Source organism: Desulfobacter latus, assembly GCF_013389365.1.
Taxonomy (GTDB): domain Bacteria; phylum Desulfobacterota; class Desulfobacteria; order Desulfobacterales; family Desulfobacteraceae; genus Desulfobacter; species Desulfobacter latus.
The window spans coordinates 44,010-65,170 of sequence record NZ_JACADJ010000016.1 but is presented as its reverse complement, the minus strand read 5'-3'; the positions used below and the strand labels follow the sequence as shown (position 1 = coordinate 65,170).

Here is a 21,161-nt window from a genome sequence, read left to right as displayed (position 1 = left end):
TTATAAGGATAAGGAATAGAGGCTGTGGGTTTCAGCCATTTAAAGTGCTTGCATTTTAATAAAAAAATTCTATTTGAGTCGTAAGTTTAATTCTTTAAATTACTATTTGATATAATTTTGTAACCTAATGGAAGCTGGACTGGTTGGTCTGGCCGGCTAACAAAAGGAGTTAACATGCTGAAATTAAAAAAACCGGATCTCCTGTGCCGGCATTGTTTTATTCAAGATGAGTGGGTAAACGCAGACAGCGGAAAAACCGTTGATGTAACCAATCCTGCCACAGGAAAGGTTCTTGGTACGGTGCCCTTTTGTGGTACAGAAGAAACACAAAGGGCAATTAACGCGGCCAATGAAAGTCTGGATGGCTGGCGGTCCAAAACCGCCGGAGAGCGCTCGGCCGTCCTGCGAAAGTGGTACGACCTGCTCATGGACAATCAGGCGGATTTAGCTGCGATCATGACCGCAGAGCAAGGTAAACCCCTGGCGGAATCCCAGGGAGAGATCACCTATGCCGCGGCCTTTTTTGAATGGTTTGCCGAAGAGGCCAAACGGGTGTACGGAGATGTGATCCCCCAGACCGTGGCTTCCCAGCGCCTGGTGGTGATCAAGCAGCCTGTGGGAGTAGTGGGTGCCATTACCCCGTGGAATTTTCCCAGTGCCATGATCACCAGAAAGGCAGGTGCAGCCCTGGCCGCCGGTTGCACCATGGTGGTGAAACCGGCCACAGCCACCCCTTTTTCCGCACTGGCCATTGCAAAACTTGGGCAGCAGGCCGGGGTGCCCAAAGGGGTGTTCAATGTGGTGACCGGTTCCTCTTCGGCCATTGGCGGGGAACTTACGGCCAACCCCATTGTCCGTAAACTGACCTTTACCGGCTCCACCCAGGTGGGTAAACAATTGATGCGGGACTGCGCCGGTACCATGAAGCGGCTTTCCATGGAACTGGGAGGAAACGCCCCGTTTATTGTGTTTGACGATGCCGATATTGATGCGGCGGTGGAAGGTGCCATGGCCTGCAAATACCGTAATTCGGGTCAGACCTGTGTGTGTGCCAACCGGATGTATGTCCAGGCCGGCGTGTATGATGAATTTTGCCGGAAGCTGACAACGGCCGTTCAAGCCCTTAAGGTGGGCAACGGCTTTGATGACGGGGTTCAGTTGGGTCCGCTCATTGATCTGGCGGCCGTGGAAACCGTGGAAAGCCACATCCAAGATGCCGTAAGCAAGGGCGGGAAAATCCTGGCCGGCGGTACGCGCCATGCCCTGGGCGGCTCCTTTTTTGCGCCCACCATTGTTGCGGATGTCACCGATGATATGCGGGTGGCCAAAGAGGAAACCTTTGGTCCCCTGGCCCCGATTTTCAAGTTTGACACGGAAGATGAAGTGGTCCGCAAAGCCAATGATACGGAATTTGGGCTGGCGGCCTATTTTTATACCAGAGATCTGGGCAGAAGCTGGCGCATCGGAGAAAAACTGGAATATGGCCTGGTGGGTATCAATTCCGGTATTATTTCCAACGCAGTGGCGCCTTTTGGCGGTGTCAAAGCGTCGGGTAACGGCCGGGAAGGCTCAAAATATGGGCTGGACGATTATCTGGAAATCAAATACATGTGCATGGATTTAGGGCAACAACGGGAAAATCAAACCGCCCTGACCATGTCCGGCGGGGAGCAGCAGATGGTGGATAGCCGATAAAGAGGCCTATCTGGGGATTTAGGAACGAAGCGAAATAGTTTAACCTGGGAGCGGAACGCCCGCGCTCCCAGGTTAGGGCCATCAAAATTTGTAGGCCGTCTATCGGAGTTGGAATCACACCCGCTAAAGTTATTCTCTCACAAAGCCTCAAAAAGACAACGGATCAGAAAGTCAAATAAAAATCTTTGTATCTTTGTACGAGTTTCTCAACTAAAAAGAGTCATATTTAAAATTGATTCAAATATTCAAGATTGTTCATATTTTTATTGACAAGGCTCATTTGGGCGTTTTATATTTAATTTTATTAAACTGACTCAATTCTTGAAGACATATAAAGATTTTTCTAACTCACTTTTCGATATTCGTTCAGAGCAGAGCTGAATCATCTACCCAATCCGTAAATAACAGTTTGACTAAAATCGACGATTTCTGTGCAATTGATCAACACATATGATGGCAGATGAGATTCTGAAACTGAAATAAGACTTAAAAATCTTGTCTTCAGGTCACGATAAAAAAGAAACTTGCAAACCAAAGGAGGTAAAAATGCCGAGAAGAGACGGAACCGGGCCAAAAGGCCAAGGCCCCGGTACAGGCAGGGGCAGAGGGCAAAGTGGAGGCGGCCGCGGTCGAGGCGGTGGATTCGGCGCAGGCCCCGGCGGAGACTGTGTTTGTCCTGAATGTGGGCAAAGAGTGCCCCACGAGTTGGGCGTTTCCTGTTTTGATTTAAAATGCCCTAAATGCGGGGCTGCGATGACAAGGGCATAAGGGGCGCACTATAAGTATATGCATTGCCCGTGAAAAAGACGGTACGGGCAATGCAAGGAGGTGTCTACCATATCAACTACAAATACTCGATTATTGAAAAATAGAAACGGAGGCAAGATAATGAAAGACGCCTTGCTTTATGAATCTCTTGACGGGAACAGGGTACGCTGCAATCTTTGTAATCATGGGTGCAAGATCCAAGCGGGTAAAAGGGGGATTTGCGGTGTTAGGGAAAATCAGGATGGAAAACTTTACAGTCTTGTATACGGCAAGATCATTGCCGAGCATATCGATCCCATAGAAAAAAAACCTTTATTTAACTTTTTGCCGGGCTCAAGGGCATTTTCTATCGGAACCGTGGGGTGTAATTTCCGCTGTAAGCATTGCCAGAATTTTGATATCTCTCAATACCCCCAGAGGCATAAGGGGGAAATCATCGGCCAGGATCGCATACCTGAACAAATTGTCGCAGCCGCAAAATCTGCCGGTTGTGAAACTATCGCCTATACATACACCGAGCCCACGATATTCTTTGAATTTGCTCATGATACGGCCATGCTGGCTCAAAAAGAAGGAATAAAAAACATATTTGTAAGCAATGGCTATATGAGCAGCAAAGCCGCATACCAAATTGCGCCATATCTGGATGCTATTAATATCGACGTTAAAGCCTTTACCGACAAGTTTTACAAGGAGATCTGCGGTGCCCGTCTAAAGCCCGTTTTAGAAACGATCCGGCTGATGAAAAAATTGGGCGTGTGGGTTGAAACCACAACGCTTATCATACCCGGCCTGAATGATGAAGATGACGAACTGCGGGATATCGCCCGTTTTGTAAAAAGTGTCGGCCTCGAAGTGCCTTGGCACGTCACCCGGTTTTATCCCACCTATAAGCTGATGGATCGGCCATTGACCCCGGTGGGCACGCTCCGCCGCGCTCGTGACATCGGCATGGAAGAAGGCCTCCGCTATGTATATGAGGGTAATGTTCCGGGTGAAGCCGGTGAGAATACTTACTGCCCTGACTGCGGGACTGTTGTTATTGAACGCTCTGGTTTGGGGTTCATGCGAAATGACTTGCAAAATGGAAAATGCCCTGACTGCGGGACAAAAATTGATGGTGTGGGCATGTGAACGTGAGAAAGATTTTTTTCCGGTCTTCAGGCGTCTGTGTTTAGGCCCATGATCGAAATTAAATCTGCCACAGATGCGCCGGATTTTAAGTCGCCGCCAAGGCACGCCAACGTAATCAGATTGTTCCTAATATCTGTTGGCGTAACGCCGAGGGCGGCTTAAAAGACAAGCAGATGGGCGATTTTATTTTGACCATGGGCCTTAAATTCTATTGTATTCAGCGTGCGGCTTCTTGACATCGATCCTATTTCCCAGGTATTAGAAGGGTTTTTATTAACCCAAATTGGTTCAGGAAGTCTGGTAATGGCATACAGGATAGCAGTGAACGGATATGGACGGATCGGACGTTGTGTTGTGCGTGCCCTTTATGAGTCCAGGGTATATAGAAACACGCTTTGCCTTGTGGCCGTTAATGAAGCCTGGCATCCGGATACGGTATTTCATCTGACCCGGTTTGATTCCACCCATGGACGGTTTCCCGGGGATGTGAGGAAAACCGCCCGGGGGATGGCTATTGAAAACGATGACATCTGTCTGCTTCAGGAAAAAAATATTGGGCGCCTGCCCTGGAAAGATCTTAAGGTGGATGCCGTACTGGACTGCACCGGTATCTTTAATGACAGACAGGCCGCCAAACTGCATATCCTGTCCGGTGCCCCAAAGGTTATTTATTCCCATCCCGGCAAAGATGAAATGGATGCCACCATTGTATATGGGGTGAATCACGATCGTCTGAAAGCCGGACATGCTGTTATTTCCAATGCGTCCTGCACGTCGAACTGCCTGATCCCTATTTTGAGTGTCATTGACGCTGTGCTTGGCATTGACAGCGGTTCAATCACCACCATTCACTCCGCCATGAACGACCAGCCGGTAATTGACGCATATAATACGGATCTGCGAAAAACAAGGTCTGCCCTGCAGTCCATTATTCCGGTGACCACCTCCCTTGCAAAGGGGATCGGCAGGATTCTGCCCCATCTGGATAACAAATTTGAAACCCTGGCCATCCGGGTTCCCACCACCAATGTGTCCATTATGGACATTGCCCTTGTGGTGGCGGTGGATACCAATGCGGATCAGATTAATGATCTGCTTACCCGGGCCGCAAAATCAGATTTAAAAGGCATTTTAGGGGTGAATGATGAACAACTGGTCTCCTGTGATTTTAACCATGATCCCAGATCCGCCATTGTTGATCTGCTCCAGACCCGGGTATCGGGATCGCGGCTTGTAAAAATTCAGGCCTGGTTTGACAATGAGTGGGGATATTCCAACCGGATGCTTGACACCACAATTGCCGCCCTTGACAAATAAATAAAAAAGTGAAACTCAATCATCAAGTGAAAGGAGTTTGGCCATGGCGTTGAATCCAATCAAACATGCTGATTGGGAAATTGCAGAAGAAGCGGAAAAAGAGATGCTCACCATTTATAAAATTGGTGAAAAACTCGGGTTAACCAAAGAAGAATTGTTGCCACATGGACATTACATTGGTAAAATTGATTTCATGAAAGTGCTTGACCGTCTTAACGATAAGCCCAACGGCAAGTATATTGATGTCACCGCCATTACCCCCACCCCGCTGGGCGAAGGCAAATCCACCTCAGCCATAGGCCTGGTGCAGGGCCTTGGAAAACTTGGAAAAAGTGTTTCCGCCGCCATTCGTCAACCCTCAGGCGGCCCGACCATGAACATCAAAGGGTCTGCCGCCGGCGGCGGTTTGGCCCAGTGCATTCCTTTAACCCCCTTCTCTTTAGGATTTACCGGTGACATCAACGCCATCATGAACGCCCACAACCTGGCCATGGTTGCCCTGACCGCCCGTTTACAGCATGAAAGAAACTATACGGACGAGCAGCTGGAACGTCTCTCCGGTATGAAGCGAATCGATATTGATCCCACCAACATTGAAATGGGCTGGGTTATGGATTTCTGCTCCCAGGCCCTGCGTAACATCATTATCGGTATTGACGGTGTAAACGGCAAGTTTGACGGTTTCATGATGAAATCCAAATTCGGTATTGCCGTGTCTTCGGAAGTTATGGCCATTTTGTCCCTGGCCACGGACCTTAAAGACCTGCGTGAAAGAATGGGCAAAATCGTTGTGGCATACACCAAAAAAGGCGCTCCTGTGACCACCGAAGACTTACAGGTGGCCGGTGCCATGACCGCCTGGATGGTTGATGCCATGAAACCCTCTTTGATGCAGACCCTGGAAGGCCAGCCTGTTATTGTTCATGCCGCACCTTTTGCCAACATTGCCATTGGCCAGAGTTCCATCGTTGCCGACAAAGTCGGCTTGAAACTGGCTGACTACCACGTGACTGAATCAGGTTTTGGTGCCGGCATTGGTTTTGAAAAGTTCTGGAACCTGAAATGCCGCTACTCCGGGCTGAAACCTGACTGTGCCGTTGTTGTTGCAACGATCCGTGCTTTGAAGTGCCACGGCGGTGCGCCTGTGCCTGTTCCGGGTAAGCCCATGCCTGACGCGTACGACACTGAAAACGTTGAATGGGTTGAAAAAGGATGCGCCAATCTCATCCACCACATCCGCAACGTGCGTAAAGCCGGTATATCTCCGGTTGTTTGCATCAATGCCTTTTATACTGACACGGCGGCTGAAATTGCCAAGGTTCGTGAGCTGGTCGAGGCGGAAGGTGAAAGGGTAGCGCTTTCCCGCCACTGGGAAAAAGGCGGTGCGGGTGCCATTGAATTTGCTCACGCTGTTGTGGACGCATGTGAGGAAAAAACGGAATTCAAGTTTCTCTACATGCTGGATATGCCGCTTAAACAAAGAATTGAACTTATTGCCAAAGAAGTTTACGGTGCTTGTGGTGTTGATTACGCTCCTGTTGCCGACAGGAAACTGGCGCTGCTTCAGGACGATCCGGACGTTTCCAAAATGGGGGTGTGCATGGTCAAAACGCACCTGTCTTTGTCTGATAACTCTGCACTTAAGGGGGTTCCCGCAGATTGGAGACTGGCCATCCGCGAAGTCCTGATCTACAGGGGGGCGGGCTTCATCGTTCCTGTTGCCGGCGATATTTCACTGATGCCGGGCACTTGTTCCAACCCGGCCTTTAAGCGCATTGATGTTGATGTTGAAACCGGTAAGGTTCAAGGTATATTCTAATTCTAAGATCATAACAGGAGAAACGGCATGACCGCAGAAATCATTAGCGGAACCGAGATAAGAAAGACTATTTTGGCTGAAATTAAGGCGGATGTTGACCGAATGAAGGCCAAACACGACAAAGTGCCTGGTCTGGCGACCATTCTTGTGGGTAAAGATCCGGGATCTGTCAGCTATGTAACCTTGAAAGTAAAAACAGCTTTGTCGGTTGGTTTTAATGAGATTCAGGATGATCAGCCCGAAGATATCTGCGAAGCGGATCTGCTGGCTTTGATCGATAAATACAACAATGATCCCGATATTCATGGCATTCTGGTTCAATTACCGCTGCCCAAGCATATTGATGAAAAAAAGGTGATTAATGCCATCAATCCGGACAAGGACGTGGATGCATTTCATCCTGTTAATGTCGGCCGTTTGATGATCAACTGTGAAGAAGCCAGGTTCCTGCCCTGCACGCCGGCCGGTATCCAGGAGATGATCGTCCGTTCCGGCACGCAAACCAGCGGCGCAGAGGTTGTTGTGGTGGGACGTTCCAATATCGTCGGCAAACCCATTGCCATGATGATGGTTCAGAAAAGTGTTTGCGCCAACGCTACCGTAACCATTGTTCATACAAAGACCAAAGATCTTGCCGCCCATTGCAAACGTGCTGATATTCTAATTGTTGCAGCCGGTGTGCCTGGTCTTGTTAAGCCCGAATGGATCAAACCGGGTGCCACGGTTATTGATGTCGGTGTTAACCGTGTGGGTATGAACGAATCTACCCAAAAAGCCATCCTGAAAGGTGACGTGGACTTTGACGCAGCCAGGAAAATTGCAGGAAAAATTACCCCTGTTCCCGGTGGCGTCGGACCTATGACCATTGCCATGCTTATGAAAAATACCCTGAAAGCCGCCCTGTATGCCCTGGGAGATTTATAAAAATTCTGTGACACAAAGGAGGAAATATGGCCCAAGGAAATGGATTTGTAATGAATGAGGCGCAAACTGATGGATCGGCCGCTGAAAGCGCACTGCCCAGGATAGATTTTTCAAGCTTTATTTTGTCTTTGTATTCATCCGGTCTTGTTCAGCTTGGCACCGTGGCGGAGCCCGCCACCGGAAAAAAAACAAAAGATCTGGAAATGGCAAAACACACCATTGAGATGATTGCAATGCTCCAGGGGAAAACAGCAGGCAATCTGACCGGGGAAGAGGAGAATCTGCTTAAAGCCCTGCTCAGTGAGTTGCGCATGGCCTATGTGGAGGCGAAGGCCTGATGCCGGTACGGCGTTCTCCTGCTAAAATTAATTTGTTTCTTTATGTCACGGGCCGGCGGGCTGACGGTTACCACGAGCTGTTTTCCCTCATGGCCCCGCTGACACTTGCCGACCGCCTGGAAATTGTCCGGTCGGGCAACGGCATCCGGGCGGTGTGCAGCCACCCGGATGTGCCTGAAGATGATACGAACCTGGCATGCAGGGCCGCTGCCCTTTTCAGGTCTGCAATGATTGAAAAAAAAGGGGATTATGGGTTTGATCATCTGACAATTTATATTGAAAAAAAAATTCCCGTATGCGGCGGACTTGGCGGCGGTAGTTCCAATGCCGCCTGTGTGCTGCTGGCCTTGAATGAATATAGCGAAACGCCGTTTTCCACAAATCAACTGATGCGTTTAGGTTTGACCCTGGGGGCGGATGTTCCTTTTTTTATTTCCGGAGTGCCTGCGTTTGCCTCCGGCGCAGGCGAAAAACTTGTCCCCTGCAGGCATATGCCGGCTCTGTCGGTGATTATTGTCAATCCGGGGGTGCCTGCGTCAACCATAGATGTTTTCAGAAAGTTGGAATTTGGATTGACATTCACCCCTTCATATATTATAAATCCGAGTTCGAATGTACTGCCATTCGGAAAAAAGCTTGATGGCAGGGAAATTTTGCATAATGATCTTGAGGGACCGGCATGCAGTTTATACCCTGAGATCGGTATTGCAAAGAAAGAGATGGCGTTGTTGCTCGGAAGAAATGTATATATGTCTGGAAGCGGCTCGTCTCTTTTTGCGATTTATTCGGACCACAATATGGCCGAAAGAAATTATGAAACGCTTTTGCAGGCGCGGCCGGGAAATATGAAATTTGTTTTTCTTTCCCGGATCGGGCTTGGGAATGGCTGATATAAAAAGTTTTGGGGCGTCGTCAAGTGGTAAGACACAGGGTTTTGATCCCTGCATTCAGAGGTTCGAATCCTCTCGCCCCAGCCACAATTTTAAAGGGCCAGAAATGGTTAGAAAACAAAGAGGTTTATTATGAACGGCCTGTCAATTTTTGCCGGAAACTCCAATGCCCCGCTTGCAGAAAGAATATCGGAATATTTGGCCAAACCTCTGGGGCGATTAAAAGTCAACCGTTTCAGTGATGGGGAGACCCAGGTCGAGATTCATGAAAATGTACGTCGGCGAGAAGTTTATGTCATTCAATCCACATGCAAGCCTGTGAACGATAATTTGGTGGAACTTCTGCTGCTTGTTGATGCCTTCAGGCGCTCCTCTGCCGCCCGGGTGACTGCGGTAATTCCCTATTTCGGATATTCCCGCCAGGACAAGAAGGTTGCTCCCCGGGTGCCCATCAGTGCAAAGGTGGTTGCAGAGTTGCTTGAACGAACCGGTGTTGACAGGGTGATCACCATGGATCTGCATGCCGGACAAATTCAAGGTTTTTTCAATGTCCCCGTGGATAACCTGTATGCCGCCCCCATTATTATTGACGATATAAAAATTCGTTTCAGTGATGATATTATTGTTGTCTCTCCGGATGCAGGCGGGGTGGAACGTGCCAGGGCCTATGCCAAGCGGTTGGATGCCGGCCTTGCCATCGTGGATAAACGCCGCAGCGCACCCAACCAGGCCAAGGCCATGGCCATCATTGGAGATGTCAAAGACAAAATCGCCCTGGTTATTGATGACATGGTTGATACTGCAGGAACATTGACCGAGGCTGCCGGTGTCATCAGGGAGAAGGGTGCCAAAGAAGTGCATGCCTATTGTACCCATCCGGTATTGTCGGGTCCGGCCATTGACAGAATAACACAATCATCTTTGAGCTCCCTTGTTGCAACGGATACCGTCCCCTTGTCGGAAAAGGCCCGTTCCTGTGGCAAGATAAAGACGCTTTCCATTGCAAAACTTGTCGGAGAGGCTATTATGCGCAGCTACAGGGGAGATTCTGTAAATTCTTTATTTGTATAAAAAGATATATTTGATCAACCTGCCTTTTGTGTGAAAGGGCGGGTACGAAAGGGTTAAGATGGAACTTATAGAATTAAGTGTCGCAAAAAGAGAGGCTACCGGCAAGGGTGCTGCCAGAAGATTACGGGCAGACAACGCTATTCCGGGCATTGTTTATGGCGCGAAAAAGGAGCCTGTAAAAGTGTCGATTGATGCTGCTTCTTTTGATAAGGTGATCCGGGAAAACGGTACTACAGGTCTCTTTTTTGATCTGGAAATCGAAGGAGAAACCAGTAGAAGGGCCATGCTCAAGGATTTTCAGATGGATCCTTTTGGTCTGCGCTATCAACATATTGATTTTCATGAAATTGATATGGATGCAAAAATATCCATTGTTGTTCCGGTTGAAACCGAAGGTGTCAGCGCCGGCGTTAAAGAAGGCGGAATGCTCCAGATTATTCGTCGTGAGCTCGAAGTAATTTGTAAACCTAAAGATACCCCGGAAAGTGTTAAACTCGATATCTCAGAACTGGAGATCGGGGATGGCATTCATGTGGCGGATATTGACTTGGGTGCCGAAATTGAGATTCCGTTTGATACCAATTTTACCGTAGTCACCATTGTTCCGCCTGAGAGTGTCTCAGAAGAAGAGGAACTTGAAGAAGAAGCTGAAATTGGTGAAGTTGCTGAAGGCGCTGCGGGTGAGACTGAAGCTGCTGCTGAATAGATACAACGTTTGTTTTATGTGGCCGTTTTATTTTTTTTGTTCTAATGTGCTAATAATGCAGGCTAAAATGGTCGCTGCAGGCGCTTCGTTCTCTTGTTCCTTGTATCTTGTCTCTAATTTCTTATAAAGTCATGGCTGACTCAAAACGATTATTAGCGGGGCTGGGAAATCCTGGAGATCAGTATTCCCGGACCCGTCATAATATTGGCTTTGATGTAATTGATGCGTTGGCGGACCGAGCCGGGTGCCGTGTGAACAAGCAAAAGTTTAATGCCGCCTACACCGGCGCACATATGGGGCTCCAGGAGATACTTCTGGTTAAGCCCCTTTCGTATATGAACAGAAGCGGTATTCCCATCCAGAAGCTGGCAGCCTATTTTAAAATCAATATAGCGGATATCATTGTGGTCCATGATGACATGGATCTTGCCTTTGGAACGATAAAAATTGTTCAGGGCAGGGGGCATGGCGGCCATAAAGGTATCCGTTCAATTATTGATGCCTTTGGACAAAAGGATTTTGTCCGGGTTCGGGTGGGTATTGGCCGACCTGGGAGTGACAGGTCTGTGACTGGACATGTCCTGGGTAAATATACCCCGGATGAGCAAGCCTGCCTGGATCAGGTTACTGATGATGCCTGTGACGCCTGTCTCTCTATTCTGGAAAAAGGGGTGGTCAAGGCCATGAATCTTGTTAATTCCTCAAATTAATTAATAAGTTGACAATATTGTTTAGATATGGTTTTCTGCTTAAGAATGGATAACGTGTATCTTTAAAATAATAAGGCAGGCAAAAAATGGCAAAACAATCTGGGACAACCAAGGCTAAAGAAACTAGCAAGTCAACCAAAACAGCGTTTTCAAAGGGCGACATGGCGGTTTATCCTGCACATGGTGTCGGCTGTATTGAATCCATCGAAAGCCAGGAAATAAATGGGGATACCATGAATTTCTACATGATGAAAATTGTGGAAAACGGTATGACAATCATGATCCCTACATCCAATGTTGAATCCGTAGGTTTGCGGGAAGTCATTCCTGAGACTGAAGTGCCCCAGGTTTATGAGGTTATGCAGAAAAAGGCCCAGGCCTGTGACAATCAGACCTGGAATCGTCGCTACAGAGAGTACATGGATAAGATCAAAACCGGGTCAATCTATGATGTGGCTGAGGTATTCCGGGATCTTTTCCAGCTTAAGCTTGAAAAAGATCTTAGTTTCGGTGAAAGAAAACTTCTTGATACTGCTCAGAATCTTCTAGTTCAGGAACTTTCCATGGCCAAAGATGTTGATGAAGCGCACATGATTAAAGAGATTGAAAATCTGTTTAACTAAACACGTTAAATTCTGATAAAATAAAAATCCCGGCAGGTGGCGCCCTGCCGGTTTTGTGTTTTTCATGCACATAAAGATAGAAATTTCACCGGATCAGGCTGGTGTCAGACTTGACCAGGCTGTTGCGGATTCCCAAACCCGGATATCCCGTTCCAGGGTTTCAAGTCTGATTTCTCAGGGCTTGATTTTGGTGAACCACGAGTGTAAACGCCCTGCTTATAAGGTTAAGCCCAAAGATTTGATTGAAGGGGATCTCCCCTCACCGGATCAACAGGATAGAAAACCCCTTAGCCCGGAATCAATCCCTTTGAATATCCTTTACGAGGATGACTATATACTTTTGCTTGATAAGCCTGCAGGCCTTGTGGTACATCCCGGGGCTGGGAATGCGTCCGGTACCCTGGTCAACGCCTTGATTGCCTACTATCCAGGCTTCAGCGAACAAGGCTGGGACAGGGAACGGCCGGGGATTGTTCACCGCCTGGATAAAGATACCTCCGGGTTGATGCTCATTGCCAAAACCCGGAAGGCCCTTGAATTTCTTCAAAAAGAATTTAAACAACGGCGGGTGGAAAAGCATTACCTGGGGCTGGCCCGGGGAAAAAATATACCGGATGCAGGGGTGATTGAGCGGCCCATTGGCCGGCATCCTCACCATCGCAAACGCATGGCCGTCATGGATGAAAACGGCAGATACGCAAAAACCCGGTTCAGCGTTATAAAACGTTTTAGTTCAGGGTGTCTTATGGATATCCGGCTTTACACCGGCAGAACCCATCAAATTCGCGTCCATTTTTATGACCAGGGTATGCCCCTTTTCGGCGATTGCATTTATCAGGAGCGCCGGTTTCGTAAAAAAGATCCCAGGATGCCACGTCAGATGCTTCACTCCTGGACCCTGTCCTTTCGTCATCCCTATTCAGGTTTGCGCCTGTCTTTTGAAGCCCCCATGCCCGAAGATTTCAAAACCACTTTGATGCATCTATCTGATGGATCCCAATAGAAATTAAAAATCAGGATTGGTTCAATCTGCGTTGGGATTCGGTCCAGTCAATACGGCTTAAAAGTCCCCGGATAATTCTGACATCCCTGGATGACAGGCCCGCATTGGAGAAAATCCTGCGGTAGGTCCGCAGCAGATGATCCGGGTTCTGGGGATCAAGATAATCAATATCCAAAAGCGTCTTTCTCATGTGGGCAAACATGGATTCAAGTTCTTCTCCCCGGGCAGGCGCTTTAACCCCGGGATCATGGAATTTTTTTACAGCCCCGGATTTAAGGGATGCTTCGTAAAGCAGTACGGCCAGGGCGTGGCTCAGATTCATGGATGGGTAGCCGTCATGGGTGGGGATGGTGATAAAATACCGGCACAGCGCCAGCTCTTTTGTCTCAAGACCGGTATCCTCCGGCCCCAGAACCAGGGCACTGTGATGTTCCGGTTTCTGGGCTTCGATCCGGGCCCCTGCGCTGGCAGGTGTTAAAAAATCTTTTCTGTATTTGCCGAACCTGCGGGTGGTGCCGTAGGCGGAATGGACGTCAAAAAGGGCCAGCTCCAGGGTTTCAAATATTTGCGCCTGTTCAAGGATATGAAAGGCGGATAGGGCCATTTTTTTTGCGTCAAGGGATTTATATGCATTGCAGGGACTGACAAGACGCAGCCGGGTGCATCCGAAGTTCATCATGACCCGGCACACCGCACCTATATTGATGGGCCCCTGGGGTCGGACCAGGATAATAGTGAGATGGTTCATGTTTTTTTGATCCCTGAGCATTGAACTTTAGTTTTTGGGGGATTCCAGAATCAGGGTGACAGGCCCCTGGTTGATCAATGAGACATCCATATTGGCCTGGAATTTTCCTTTTTTGACGGCAACGCCCAGTGAAGCCGCCCTTTCAGCAAAAAAGCGGTAAAGCCGGCATGCAGGCTCGGGTGGGGCTGCATCCGTGAACGAGGGGCGCCGTCCCTTGCGGCAGTCTGCCATAATCGTGAACTGAGAAACCACCAGGAGCTCGCCGTTGACATCAACAAGAGACCGGTTCATTTTTCCCTTATCATCCTCAAATATTCTTAAGTTAATAATTTTGTCCACCAGGTATTCGGCATCTTTTTCTTTGTCGCCATGGGCCACGCCCAAAAGTACCGCAAGTCCTGTTTCAATACTGGATATGATCGTGTTGTCTACGGTGACATGGGCTTTTTTAACCCGTTGAACAATGGCTTTCATCGGCTTCCTTAAGGTTTGTTTTAAATACGGGGATAAAAAAGTCAGGCAGGCGTCATGCACCAAGGTATAGGCCAGTTCGTGGAAAATCCCATATCTTTTAAGGACTGGACCGCTCTGTCTACAAACTTGCCGGCCTGCTCTTTACTGTGTGCGTCATCCCCGGGAACCACGGGAATGCCCAAGGCTTTTGCCCTTTCCAGAATTGCCGGGGTCAGATATGGCATGTTTTCTCCTTTGGCAAGGGGGCGCAGGTTATAATCCAGCACCAGCCCCAGATCTTTTATCACAGCAAGATTGCGCTGGATGCGTTCAGCAATTTCGGGCTTGTCAAGTCGTCCCTCAAAGTCAGGATCATAAATACGTATAAGATCAAAATGGCCCACAACAAAGGGATGCAGATCCAGGATCATTTCATATTGGGCGTCAAAATAGGCCGTATACATGGCATCCAGACCGTTAAAATCCGCTGCAATGGTCTCATAGTCCTGCCTGGAATAATCAAAACACCTGTCATTGAGATGATGGATTGAACCCACAATATAGTCGGGATTAAATTCACGGATCAACGACCGCACCAGGGCCGGGCTACCGGTGACGGTTTCAGTCTCAAATCCCTTAAATATCCGGATATCCGGCTTATATTTTTGTTTAAGCCGTTCCAGTTCCGTAAAATATTTTGAAAACCGGTACTCAAGGTCTTTGACTGAGAGGCCTTGCGCAAGCTCATCCGGGTAGAGCAGCCGGTGTTCGGGCGGGGGCATGTGTTCGCTGATGCCTACGGCTTTGAATCCTTTGCTGATATAGGCCTTTATCAGGTCTTCAAGGCTGTCCCGGGCATGGCCGCAGAACTGGCCTGAATGGCCGCCATGAAAAGATATGAGTTCAGAATCAATCATGGAGCGGACTTTATCACTAAGCTGGGAGTAAAATCAAGGTTGGGATTATTACAGATTCCAAGTATAATTAAAAAGAATATAAATTTTTGTTTCGGGTGAAATTTTTTGAGAATATTACTGCTTGAACCTTTTTACGGCGGATCCCACAAGGCTGTGGCAGATGGTTTTGCTGCCTGTTCCCGCCACCAGGTGGATATTTTATCCCTTGCCCCCAGATTCTGGAAGTGGCGGATGCGCGGCAGTGCCTTGGCATTTATCCGACAGGTTAAAAATTTGACGGATTATGATCTGGTCTTTGCCACGGATATGGTGGATGTCACCGATTTTAAAGCCCTGGCAGGGCCACAATGTCCGCCCGTGGCCTTGTATTTTCATGAAAATCAGCTCAGCTATCCCCTGGAACCCGGTGAAAAAAGAGATTTCCATCTGGGATTTACCAATATTATATCTGCCCTGGCTGCGGATCAGGTGTTCTTTAATTCAAAATTCCACAGAGATGATTTTTTCAGTGCTGCAAAATCGCTGATTCGTAAAATGCCGGACCTTCGGCCGGGATGGGTTCTGGATAACATCCGGAGTAAAACCGGTGTGCTGTATCCGGGTATTGAGCTGGACCCCAAGGTTGTTGTTTCTTCGGAACAGGAGAAAAGCCGCCTTGACAGACCGTTGGTGATCTGGAACCACCGGTGGGAGTATGATAAAAATCCAAAGACTTTTTTCACTGTGCTGGAACGGCTTAAGCGTCGGGGAATTTTGTTTTACCTGGCAGTGATGGGGGAACAGTATGACTCCGTTCCGGAAGCCTTTAAGGGCATTGATAAACGGTTTGATGTCGAGCTTCTTGTTTGCGGGTACCAGGAACAGGTGGCGGATTACAGAAAATGGCTGGCCCAGGGCCGTGTTGTGATCAGTACCGCCATCCAGGAGAATTTCGGTATTTCAGTGATGGAGGCCGTGGCCCATGCATGCTTTCCTTTGCTGCCGAATCGCTTGTCATACCCCGAACTGATCCCCGAACGTTTAAAATCTGATGTCATTTATCATGATGATGCTGACCTGGAAGCCAAGCTGGAACGTATTCTGGTTAAGCCTGACGCCTATCAGGACAAAACTGTGGCTTTAGCAGCCCATGCCGAAAGGTTTTCCTGGGTGCATATGGCCCAAAAATGGGATGAGATGTTATGCCAGACCGGCGAATCAGGCCGGCGCAGACATTGATAAACATAAATCCAATTTATCGGAAATTCGTATGGCCTAAGGCACTAAAATATGATCAAGGCCGGATAAATTTTATTTAAGACATCTGTTGACGGATAATAAATGATCATTACTTTTACACCATCAGAAATAAAAAGTAATACAGAATTGGAGATACATTATGAATCTTGATAAATTAACGTTGAAATCCCAGGAATTGTTCCAGAAGGCTCATACGATTGCGGTTGACAAGGGACAGCAGGCCATTGAGCCCATTCATTTTCTGGGGGCTCTACTGGCTGATGACCAAGGTATTGCGGTATCCATATTTAATAAAATAGGCGCTGAGCCCGGTGCTGCCGTACAGCTTGTCTCTTCTGCCCTGGACAATATGGTTAAGGTGTCCGGGGGGCAGCCCTATCTGTCCGAACCCGGACGAAAGATGTTGGATCTGGCCTATAAAGAGGCTGATAAGATGAAGGATCAGTATGTCAGCCTTGAGCATATCCTGATCAGTCTGACCCAGGGTAAAGACAAAGCCGGCGAAATCCTTAAAAGTTTAGGTGTTACAAGGGACGTTATCCTGTCCGTGCTCAAGGAGATCCGGGGCAACCAGCGGGTGACCGACCAGAATCCCGAAGACAAATACCAGTCTTTGGAAAAATTCGGAAAAGACCTGACGGATTTGGCCCGCCAGGGAAAATTGGACCCGGTTATCGGTCGTGATGAGGAGATTCGGCGAATCGTCCAGGTCCTGTCCCGGCGTCGGAAAAATAATCCTGTGCTTATCGGCGAACCGGGCGTTGGCAAAACCGCTATTGTGGAAGGTCTGGCCCAGCGGATTGTGGAAGGCGATGTGTCTGAAACCTTGAAAGATCGGCGGGTCGTCGCCCTGGATATGGGGGCACTGCTGGCCGGGGCCAAATACCGGGGTGAGTTTGAGGACCGTCTTAAGGCGGTACTAAAAGAGGTTGAAGCGGCCGAAGGTGAAATCGTTCTTTTTATCGACGAGTTGCATACGGTGGTGGGGGCAGGGGCTGCCGAAGGATCTGTGGATGCTTCCAATATGCTTAAACCCGCCCTGGCCCGGGGCAGTCTGCGCTGTGTGGGGGCCACGACCCTGGACGAGTACAGAAAATATATTGAAAAGGATGCTGCCCTGGAAAGGCGTTTCCAGCCGGTTATGGCCAAAGAGCCTACGGTGGAAGACACCATCTCCATCCTCAGAGGGTTGAAGGAAAAATATGAAGTGCATCACGGCATTCGGATCAAGGACTCCGCCCTGGTTGGGGCCGCCACCCTTTCCGATCGGTATATTGCGGACCGGTTTTTGCCGGACAAAGCCATTGATCTGATTGATGAGTGCGCATCCAGGCTTCGTATTGAAATTGACTCCATGCCCCGGGCCATTGACGAAATTCAGCGACGGCTGACCCAGGCGGCCATTGAGCGCCAGGCCCTGCTCAAGGAAAAGGACAAGGCCTCCAAGGAGCGTCTTGAAGACCTGGAGAAAAACATCGCAGCCATGGAAGAGGAGATCCGTCCCTTGAAGGTGCATTGGGATAATGAAAAATCAGTTATCCGGGAGATCTCGGCCATGCGGGAGGAGATTGACCGATTCCAGACTGAGGCCCAGCTTGCCGAACGTGCCGGTGACTATGAAAAAACAGCCCAGATCCGTTATGGTACTATTGCGGATCTGAATAGAAAAATTGAGGAGAAAAAGCAGAGCCTTGAAACCCTGCAGCAGACCTGCAAGATGCTCAAAGAAGACGTGGAAGAGGCTGACGTGGCCGAAGTGGTCTCCTCCTGGACCGGCATCCCCGTATCCAAGATGCTCCAGGGTGAGCAGGAAAAACTGATCACCATGGAATCCTCTATTGCCAAACATGTGATCGGCCAGGAAAATGCCATTGATGCGGTTTCCAATGCCGTGCGACGGGCCAGATCCGGCTTGCAGCCCGAAGACCGGCCCATTGGTACCTTTATTTTCATGGGACCCACAGGTGTGGGCAAAACCGAGCTTGCCAAGTCCCTGGCCGAGTTTATGTTTGATTCCAGGGACGCCATGGTGCGGCTGGATATGTCCGAGTACATGGAAAAGCACAGTGTGGCCCGTCTCATTGGCGCCCCTCCCGGATATGTGGGATATGACGAGGGCGGGTACCTCACCGAGGCGGTGCGGCGTAGACCTTATAGTGTGATCCTGTTTGACGAGATTGAAAAGGCCCATCCGGACGTGTTCAATATCCTGCTCCAGGTTTTGGACGACGGCCGGATGACCGACGGTCATGGCCGGACTGTGGATTTCAGGAATACCATCATCATCATGACATCCAATATCGGCTCCAGAATCCTGCTTGAAGCCGGGAAGAGTGGTCTTTCCGATGAGGTGGAACAGGCCGTGCAGCAGGCGCTTAAAGACGCATTCAGGCCGGAGTTCTTAAACCGGATTGATGAGATCATTACCTTCCATGCCCTGGAACGCGAACACCTCATGGATATTGCCGCCATCCAGATTGCTGCCCTGAACCGGCGGCTGGCGGCAAGGAATCTGGCTGTTCACCTGGATGATGATGCCATGAACTTTCTGGCGCAGAAAGGGTATGATCCCGGATTTGGTGCCCGTCCGCTTAAACGTGTGATCCAGCAGGAAATTGAAAATCCGCTGTCCATGGCATTGCTTAAAGGCGATTATCTGGAAGGTGAGACCGTATATTTCCGCCTCGACCGGGAAAAAGACCGGCTTGTTCCCGGTCATGGCCCCAAAAATGTGGAGGCTGTGGGATAATCCGGTCTGTCAGAACGTGTCTGAAAAGGCTTTAATCTCAGGATGGTCACCTAAAAAGCGGTACAGGGTGGCCCGGCCCACACCTAACACCCGGGCGGCTTTGGATTTGTTGCCGCCGGTTTTGACCAGGGCGGCTTGGACATTCTCCTGATTGAGTTTGCCCCGGGTGAACTGTCCCCCAGGCTTTGCGGACTCATTTGATAAAACAGGCGGCATGGGCTGCCTGTTGGATACAAAGGGAAGATCCGTGGGCAGAATAATGTTGCCCCGGGAGCGGACCACGGCAAACTGGATCACATTTTTCAGTTCCCTGACATTGCCGGGCCAGTGGTAATCCATCATCGCCCGAATGGTGTCAGGGGCAAGTTCCGGTACGGATTTTTTGTTCTCTTTTTCCGCCTCCCGCAGGAAATGCTCGGCTAAAAGCGGGATATCGTTTTTTCTTTCCCGCAGAGGCGGCAGGTGGATGGGAATGACGTTGAGCCGGTAATAAAGGTCTTCCCTGAACCGCTCGGCCCGGACCTCTTTTGCCAGATCTTTGTTGGTGGCGGAGATAATTCTGACATCCACGCTGATTTTTTTTTCGCCACCGACTTTTTCAAAAGATCCCTCCTGGAGGAACCGCAACAGTTTTACCTGGGTTTTCAAGGGCAGTTCCGCCACTTCGTCCAGGAACAGGGTGCCTTTATGGGCCAGTTCAAACCGGCCTTTACGTTCCTTGACCGCTCCTGAGAATGCGCCTTTAACATGACCGAACAGCTCGCTTTCCACAATGCCTTCGGGGATCGCCCCGCAGTTGACCGGAACAAAACTGCCGTTGCCGTAGGGCGAGATATCATGGATGGCATATGCCACCCGTTCTTTGCCGGTACCGGTTTCACCGGATACATGAACCGGGTAGTTATACAGGGCCACATCCCGGATTTCCCGGAAAATGTCCTGCATGGCTTTGTCCTTGCCGATAATGCCGGCAAAATTGGAAAGATCTTCGGCTTTCAAGGACAGACGTATGGAATCGGTCATATCCCGGAACGAAGCCACAACCCCCTGGATTTCCCCTTCATGATCCGGAATGCAGTAAATGGTCATTTCCAGATGCCGGGTGTCCCCTGTTTTGGTGACTATGGTAATCGGGTACTCTTTGGTCCCGCCGGAAAGTTTTGGCGAATCCTCGCAAAAGGAACATTTGGAACCACAGAACGGACCCTGGAACACATCGTGGCAGTCTTTACCCAGGACCTCTTTTTTACTATATCCGGTAATTTTTTCTGCTTCTTTATTAAAAACAGTGATGATGCGGTCCGTCGTATGTGCCATGACGCCCAGTTTAAGATTGTCTACCACGAGGTTGAGATTGTGCAGATCCAACAGAGAATGTGTAAATTTTTCCATTTTTGATTTCCAGGCAACGCGCTTTCAGTAATGAATACCAAGCTGTTCTTGAACCGGCTTCTTAAATGGCACATTTGTGTATCAGACGCAATGGTTTTTTGCATCTGTAAAAAGAAAAAAATGGAATTTGCTGAATGAATGTCCGCACGCTAAGGGACTTGGAAATAAATCTTTGTTTTTTTCCAAGCCCCTGGGACTGAAGGTTTAATTGTTTTGGTTTTGGGGAGGAACTATTCCCAGGAAATACAGTCTTGGGGGCAGTTTTTCACCGCTTCAAGAATATCTTCGTCATCCTCATACCTGTCAAGAGGTCGTACATCCACATACCCTGCATCATTAATTTCAAAGGCGTGGGGTGCCAGATCAATACAAACCCCGCACTGGTTGCAGCAGCCAAGATCAACTACCGGTTTCTTTTGTATGCGCATTAGATCACTCCTTTGTCAATGGATTCATCCCACCAGCCTTTCAGCATATGAGCCTGTTTTTCTTTTTCGGCAAGACCAAGAATTTTATACCCTGTATCCAGTAAAATTCCATAAAGTACACCGCATCCGGGGTCTTCATGGTGTTCATAGCCGGTCTGTGCCAGTTCTATCATTCTATGTGCCAGTTCAATGGTGCTTGCGATATTTCTGTCACATTTTTTTTTCAGCATGGTAAAT

21 protein-coding genes and 1 tRNA gene are annotated in these 21,161 nt (G+C 48.9%); 16 read left to right on the top strand and 6 right to left on the bottom strand.

What is annotated here, in order from left to right; all coding sequences use genetic code 11:
* The first annotated feature begins 174 nt into the window (after window positions 1-174).
* The 14 genes from HXW94_RS07025 (at window position 175) to HXW94_RS06960 (ending at window position 12,998) form a co-directional block, all read left to right on the top strand.
* Entirely contained in the window at window positions 175-1,695 is a 1,521-nt protein-coding gene (locus tag HXW94_RS07025) for an NAD-dependent succinate-semialdehyde dehydrogenase (RefSeq protein ID WP_246293776.1), read from the top strand.
* A 546-nt stretch (window positions 1,696-2,241) separates the two neighbouring features.
* Window positions 2,242-2,463: a DUF5320 domain-containing protein gene (locus tag HXW94_RS07020; RefSeq protein ID WP_178366185.1), complete on the top strand. Its 222-nt coding sequence runs from the start codon at window positions 2,242-2,244 to the stop codon at window positions 2,461-2,463.
* A 120-nt stretch (window positions 2,464-2,583) separates the two neighbouring features.
* Entirely contained in the window at window positions 2,584-3,597 is a 1,014-nt protein-coding gene (gene amrS, locus HXW94_RS07015; protein WP_178366184.1) for an AmmeMemoRadiSam system radical SAM enzyme, read from the top strand.
* Between the two features lie 303 nt (window positions 3,598-3,900).
* Complete coding sequence (locus HXW94_RS07010) at window positions 3,901-4,914, top strand: type I glyceraldehyde-3-phosphate dehydrogenase (RefSeq protein WP_178366183.1); 1,014 nt, start codon at window positions 3,901-3,903, stop codon at window positions 4,912-4,914.
* Window positions 4,915-4,957: 43 nt separating this feature from the next.
* Window positions 4,958-6,733, top strand: coding sequence for a formate--tetrahydrofolate ligase (locus HXW94_RS07005; RefSeq protein WP_178366182.1), 1,776 nt, complete (start codon window positions 4,958-4,960; stop codon window positions 6,731-6,733).
* A 27-nt stretch (window positions 6,734-6,760) separates the two neighbouring features.
* Window positions 6,761-7,657, top strand: a complete 897-nt coding sequence (folD, locus tag HXW94_RS07000) for a bifunctional methylenetetrahydrofolate dehydrogenase/methenyltetrahydrofolate cyclohydrolase FolD (protein ID WP_178366181.1) — start codon at window positions 6,761-6,763, stop codon at window positions 7,655-7,657.
* 26 nt (window positions 7,658-7,683) lie between these two features.
* The gene (locus HXW94_RS06995; RefSeq protein ID WP_178366180.1) at window positions 7,684-7,995 is read left to right on the top strand and encodes a DUF1844 domain-containing protein; all 312 of its coding nucleotides are present in this window, start codon (window positions 7,684-7,686) and stop codon (window positions 7,993-7,995) included.
* The gene (gene ispE / locus HXW94_RS06990) at window positions 7,995-8,885 is read left to right on the top strand and encodes a 4-(cytidine 5'-diphospho)-2-C-methyl-D-erythritol kinase (RefSeq protein WP_178366179.1); all 891 of its coding nucleotides are present in this window, start codon (window positions 7,995-7,997) and stop codon (window positions 8,883-8,885) included. The genes HXW94_RS06995 and ispE overlap by 1 nt, the downstream gene beginning before the upstream one ends.
* A 12-nt stretch (window positions 8,886-8,897) precedes the next feature.
* Window positions 8,898-8,972: transfer RNA gene (locus HXW94_RS06985), tRNA-Gln, on the top strand.
* Window positions 8,973-9,017: 45 nt separating this feature from the next.
* Window positions 9,018-9,956, top strand: a complete 939-nt coding sequence (locus HXW94_RS06980; RefSeq protein ID WP_178366178.1) for a ribose-phosphate diphosphokinase — start codon at window positions 9,018-9,020, stop codon at window positions 9,954-9,956.
* Window positions 9,957-10,014: 58 nt separating this feature from the next.
* Window positions 10,015-10,662, top strand: a complete 648-nt coding sequence (locus HXW94_RS06975) for a 50S ribosomal protein L25/general stress protein Ctc (RefSeq protein ID WP_178366177.1) — start codon at window positions 10,015-10,017, stop codon at window positions 10,660-10,662.
* A gap of 131 nt (window positions 10,663-10,793) precedes the next feature.
* Window positions 10,794-11,372 carry an aminoacyl-tRNA hydrolase gene (gene pth / locus HXW94_RS06970; protein ID WP_178366176.1) on the top strand — a complete coding sequence of 193 codons (579 nt, stop codon included), beginning with the start codon at window positions 10,794-10,796 and terminating at the stop codon, window positions 11,370-11,372.
* Window positions 11,373-11,458: 86 nt separating this feature from the next.
* Window positions 11,459-11,995 carry a CarD family transcriptional regulator gene (locus tag HXW94_RS06965; protein ID WP_178366175.1) on the top strand — a complete coding sequence of 179 codons (537 nt, stop codon included), beginning with the start codon at window positions 11,459-11,461 and terminating at the stop codon, window positions 11,993-11,995.
* Window positions 11,996-12,059: 64 nt separating this feature from the next.
* On the top strand, window positions 12,060-12,998 hold the full coding sequence (locus HXW94_RS06960) for an RluA family pseudouridine synthase (protein WP_178366174.1): 939 nt from the start codon (window positions 12,060-12,062) through the stop codon (window positions 12,996-12,998).
* Window positions 12,999-13,008: 10 nt separating this feature from the next.
* Here the strand turns inward: HXW94_RS06960 and HXW94_RS06955 are convergent, their stop codons facing one another.
* Genes HXW94_RS06955 through HXW94_RS06945 form a run of 3 tightly spaced genes read right to left on the bottom strand, consistent with a single transcriptional unit; the run spans window position 13,009 to window position 15,116 of the window.
* Window positions 13,009-13,746 carry an RNA methyltransferase gene (locus HXW94_RS06955; RefSeq protein ID WP_178366173.1) on the bottom strand — a complete coding sequence of 246 codons (738 nt, stop codon included), beginning with the start codon at window positions 13,744-13,746 and terminating at the stop codon, window positions 13,009-13,011.
* A gap of 27 nt (window positions 13,747-13,773) precedes the next feature.
* Window positions 13,774-14,220, bottom strand: a complete 447-nt coding sequence (gene dtd / locus HXW94_RS06950; RefSeq protein WP_178366172.1) for a D-aminoacyl-tRNA deacylase — start codon at window positions 14,218-14,220, stop codon at window positions 13,774-13,776.
* Window positions 14,221-14,261: 41 nt separating this feature from the next.
* Window positions 14,262-15,116, bottom strand: coding sequence for a histidinol-phosphatase (locus tag HXW94_RS06945; protein WP_178366171.1), 855 nt, complete (start codon window positions 15,114-15,116; stop codon window positions 14,262-14,264).
* Window positions 15,117-15,221: 105 nt separating this feature from the next.
* Between HXW94_RS06945 and HXW94_RS06940 the strand changes: the two genes are divergently transcribed.
* Window positions 15,222-16,334 carry a tRNA-queuosine alpha-mannosyltransferase domain-containing protein gene (locus tag HXW94_RS06940; RefSeq protein WP_178366170.1) on the top strand — a complete coding sequence of 371 codons (1,113 nt, stop codon included), beginning with the start codon at window positions 15,222-15,224 and terminating at the stop codon, window positions 16,332-16,334.
* 160 nt (window positions 16,335-16,494) lie between these two features.
* On the top strand, window positions 16,495-19,104 hold the full coding sequence (clpB, locus tag HXW94_RS06935; protein WP_178366169.1) for an ATP-dependent chaperone ClpB: 2,610 nt from the start codon (window positions 16,495-16,497) through the stop codon (window positions 19,102-19,104).
* A 9-nt stretch (window positions 19,105-19,113) separates the two neighbouring features.
* Here the strand turns inward: clpB and HXW94_RS06930 are convergent, their stop codons facing one another.
* The 3 genes from HXW94_RS06930 to HXW94_RS06920 all read right to left on the bottom strand — a co-directional run bounded on the left by HXW94_RS06930 (window position 19,114) and on the right by HXW94_RS06920 (window position 21,154).
* Window positions 19,114-20,496 carry a sigma-54 interaction domain-containing protein gene (locus HXW94_RS06930; protein ID WP_178366168.1) on the bottom strand — a complete coding sequence of 461 codons (1,383 nt, stop codon included), beginning with the start codon at window positions 20,494-20,496 and terminating at the stop codon, window positions 19,114-19,116.
* Between the two features lie 230 nt (window positions 20,497-20,726).
* Window positions 20,727-20,924 carry a ferredoxin gene (locus tag HXW94_RS06925; RefSeq protein WP_178366167.1) on the bottom strand — a complete coding sequence of 66 codons (198 nt, stop codon included), beginning with the start codon at window positions 20,922-20,924 and terminating at the stop codon, window positions 20,727-20,729.
* Window positions 20,924-21,154 (bottom strand): hypothetical protein, encoded by a 231-nt coding sequence (locus tag HXW94_RS06920; protein WP_178366166.1) that lies wholly within the window; start codon window positions 21,152-21,154, stop codon window positions 20,924-20,926. Before HXW94_RS06920 ends, HXW94_RS06925 begins: the two co-directional genes overlap by 1 nt.
* Window positions 21,155-21,161: the final 7 nt, after the last annotated feature.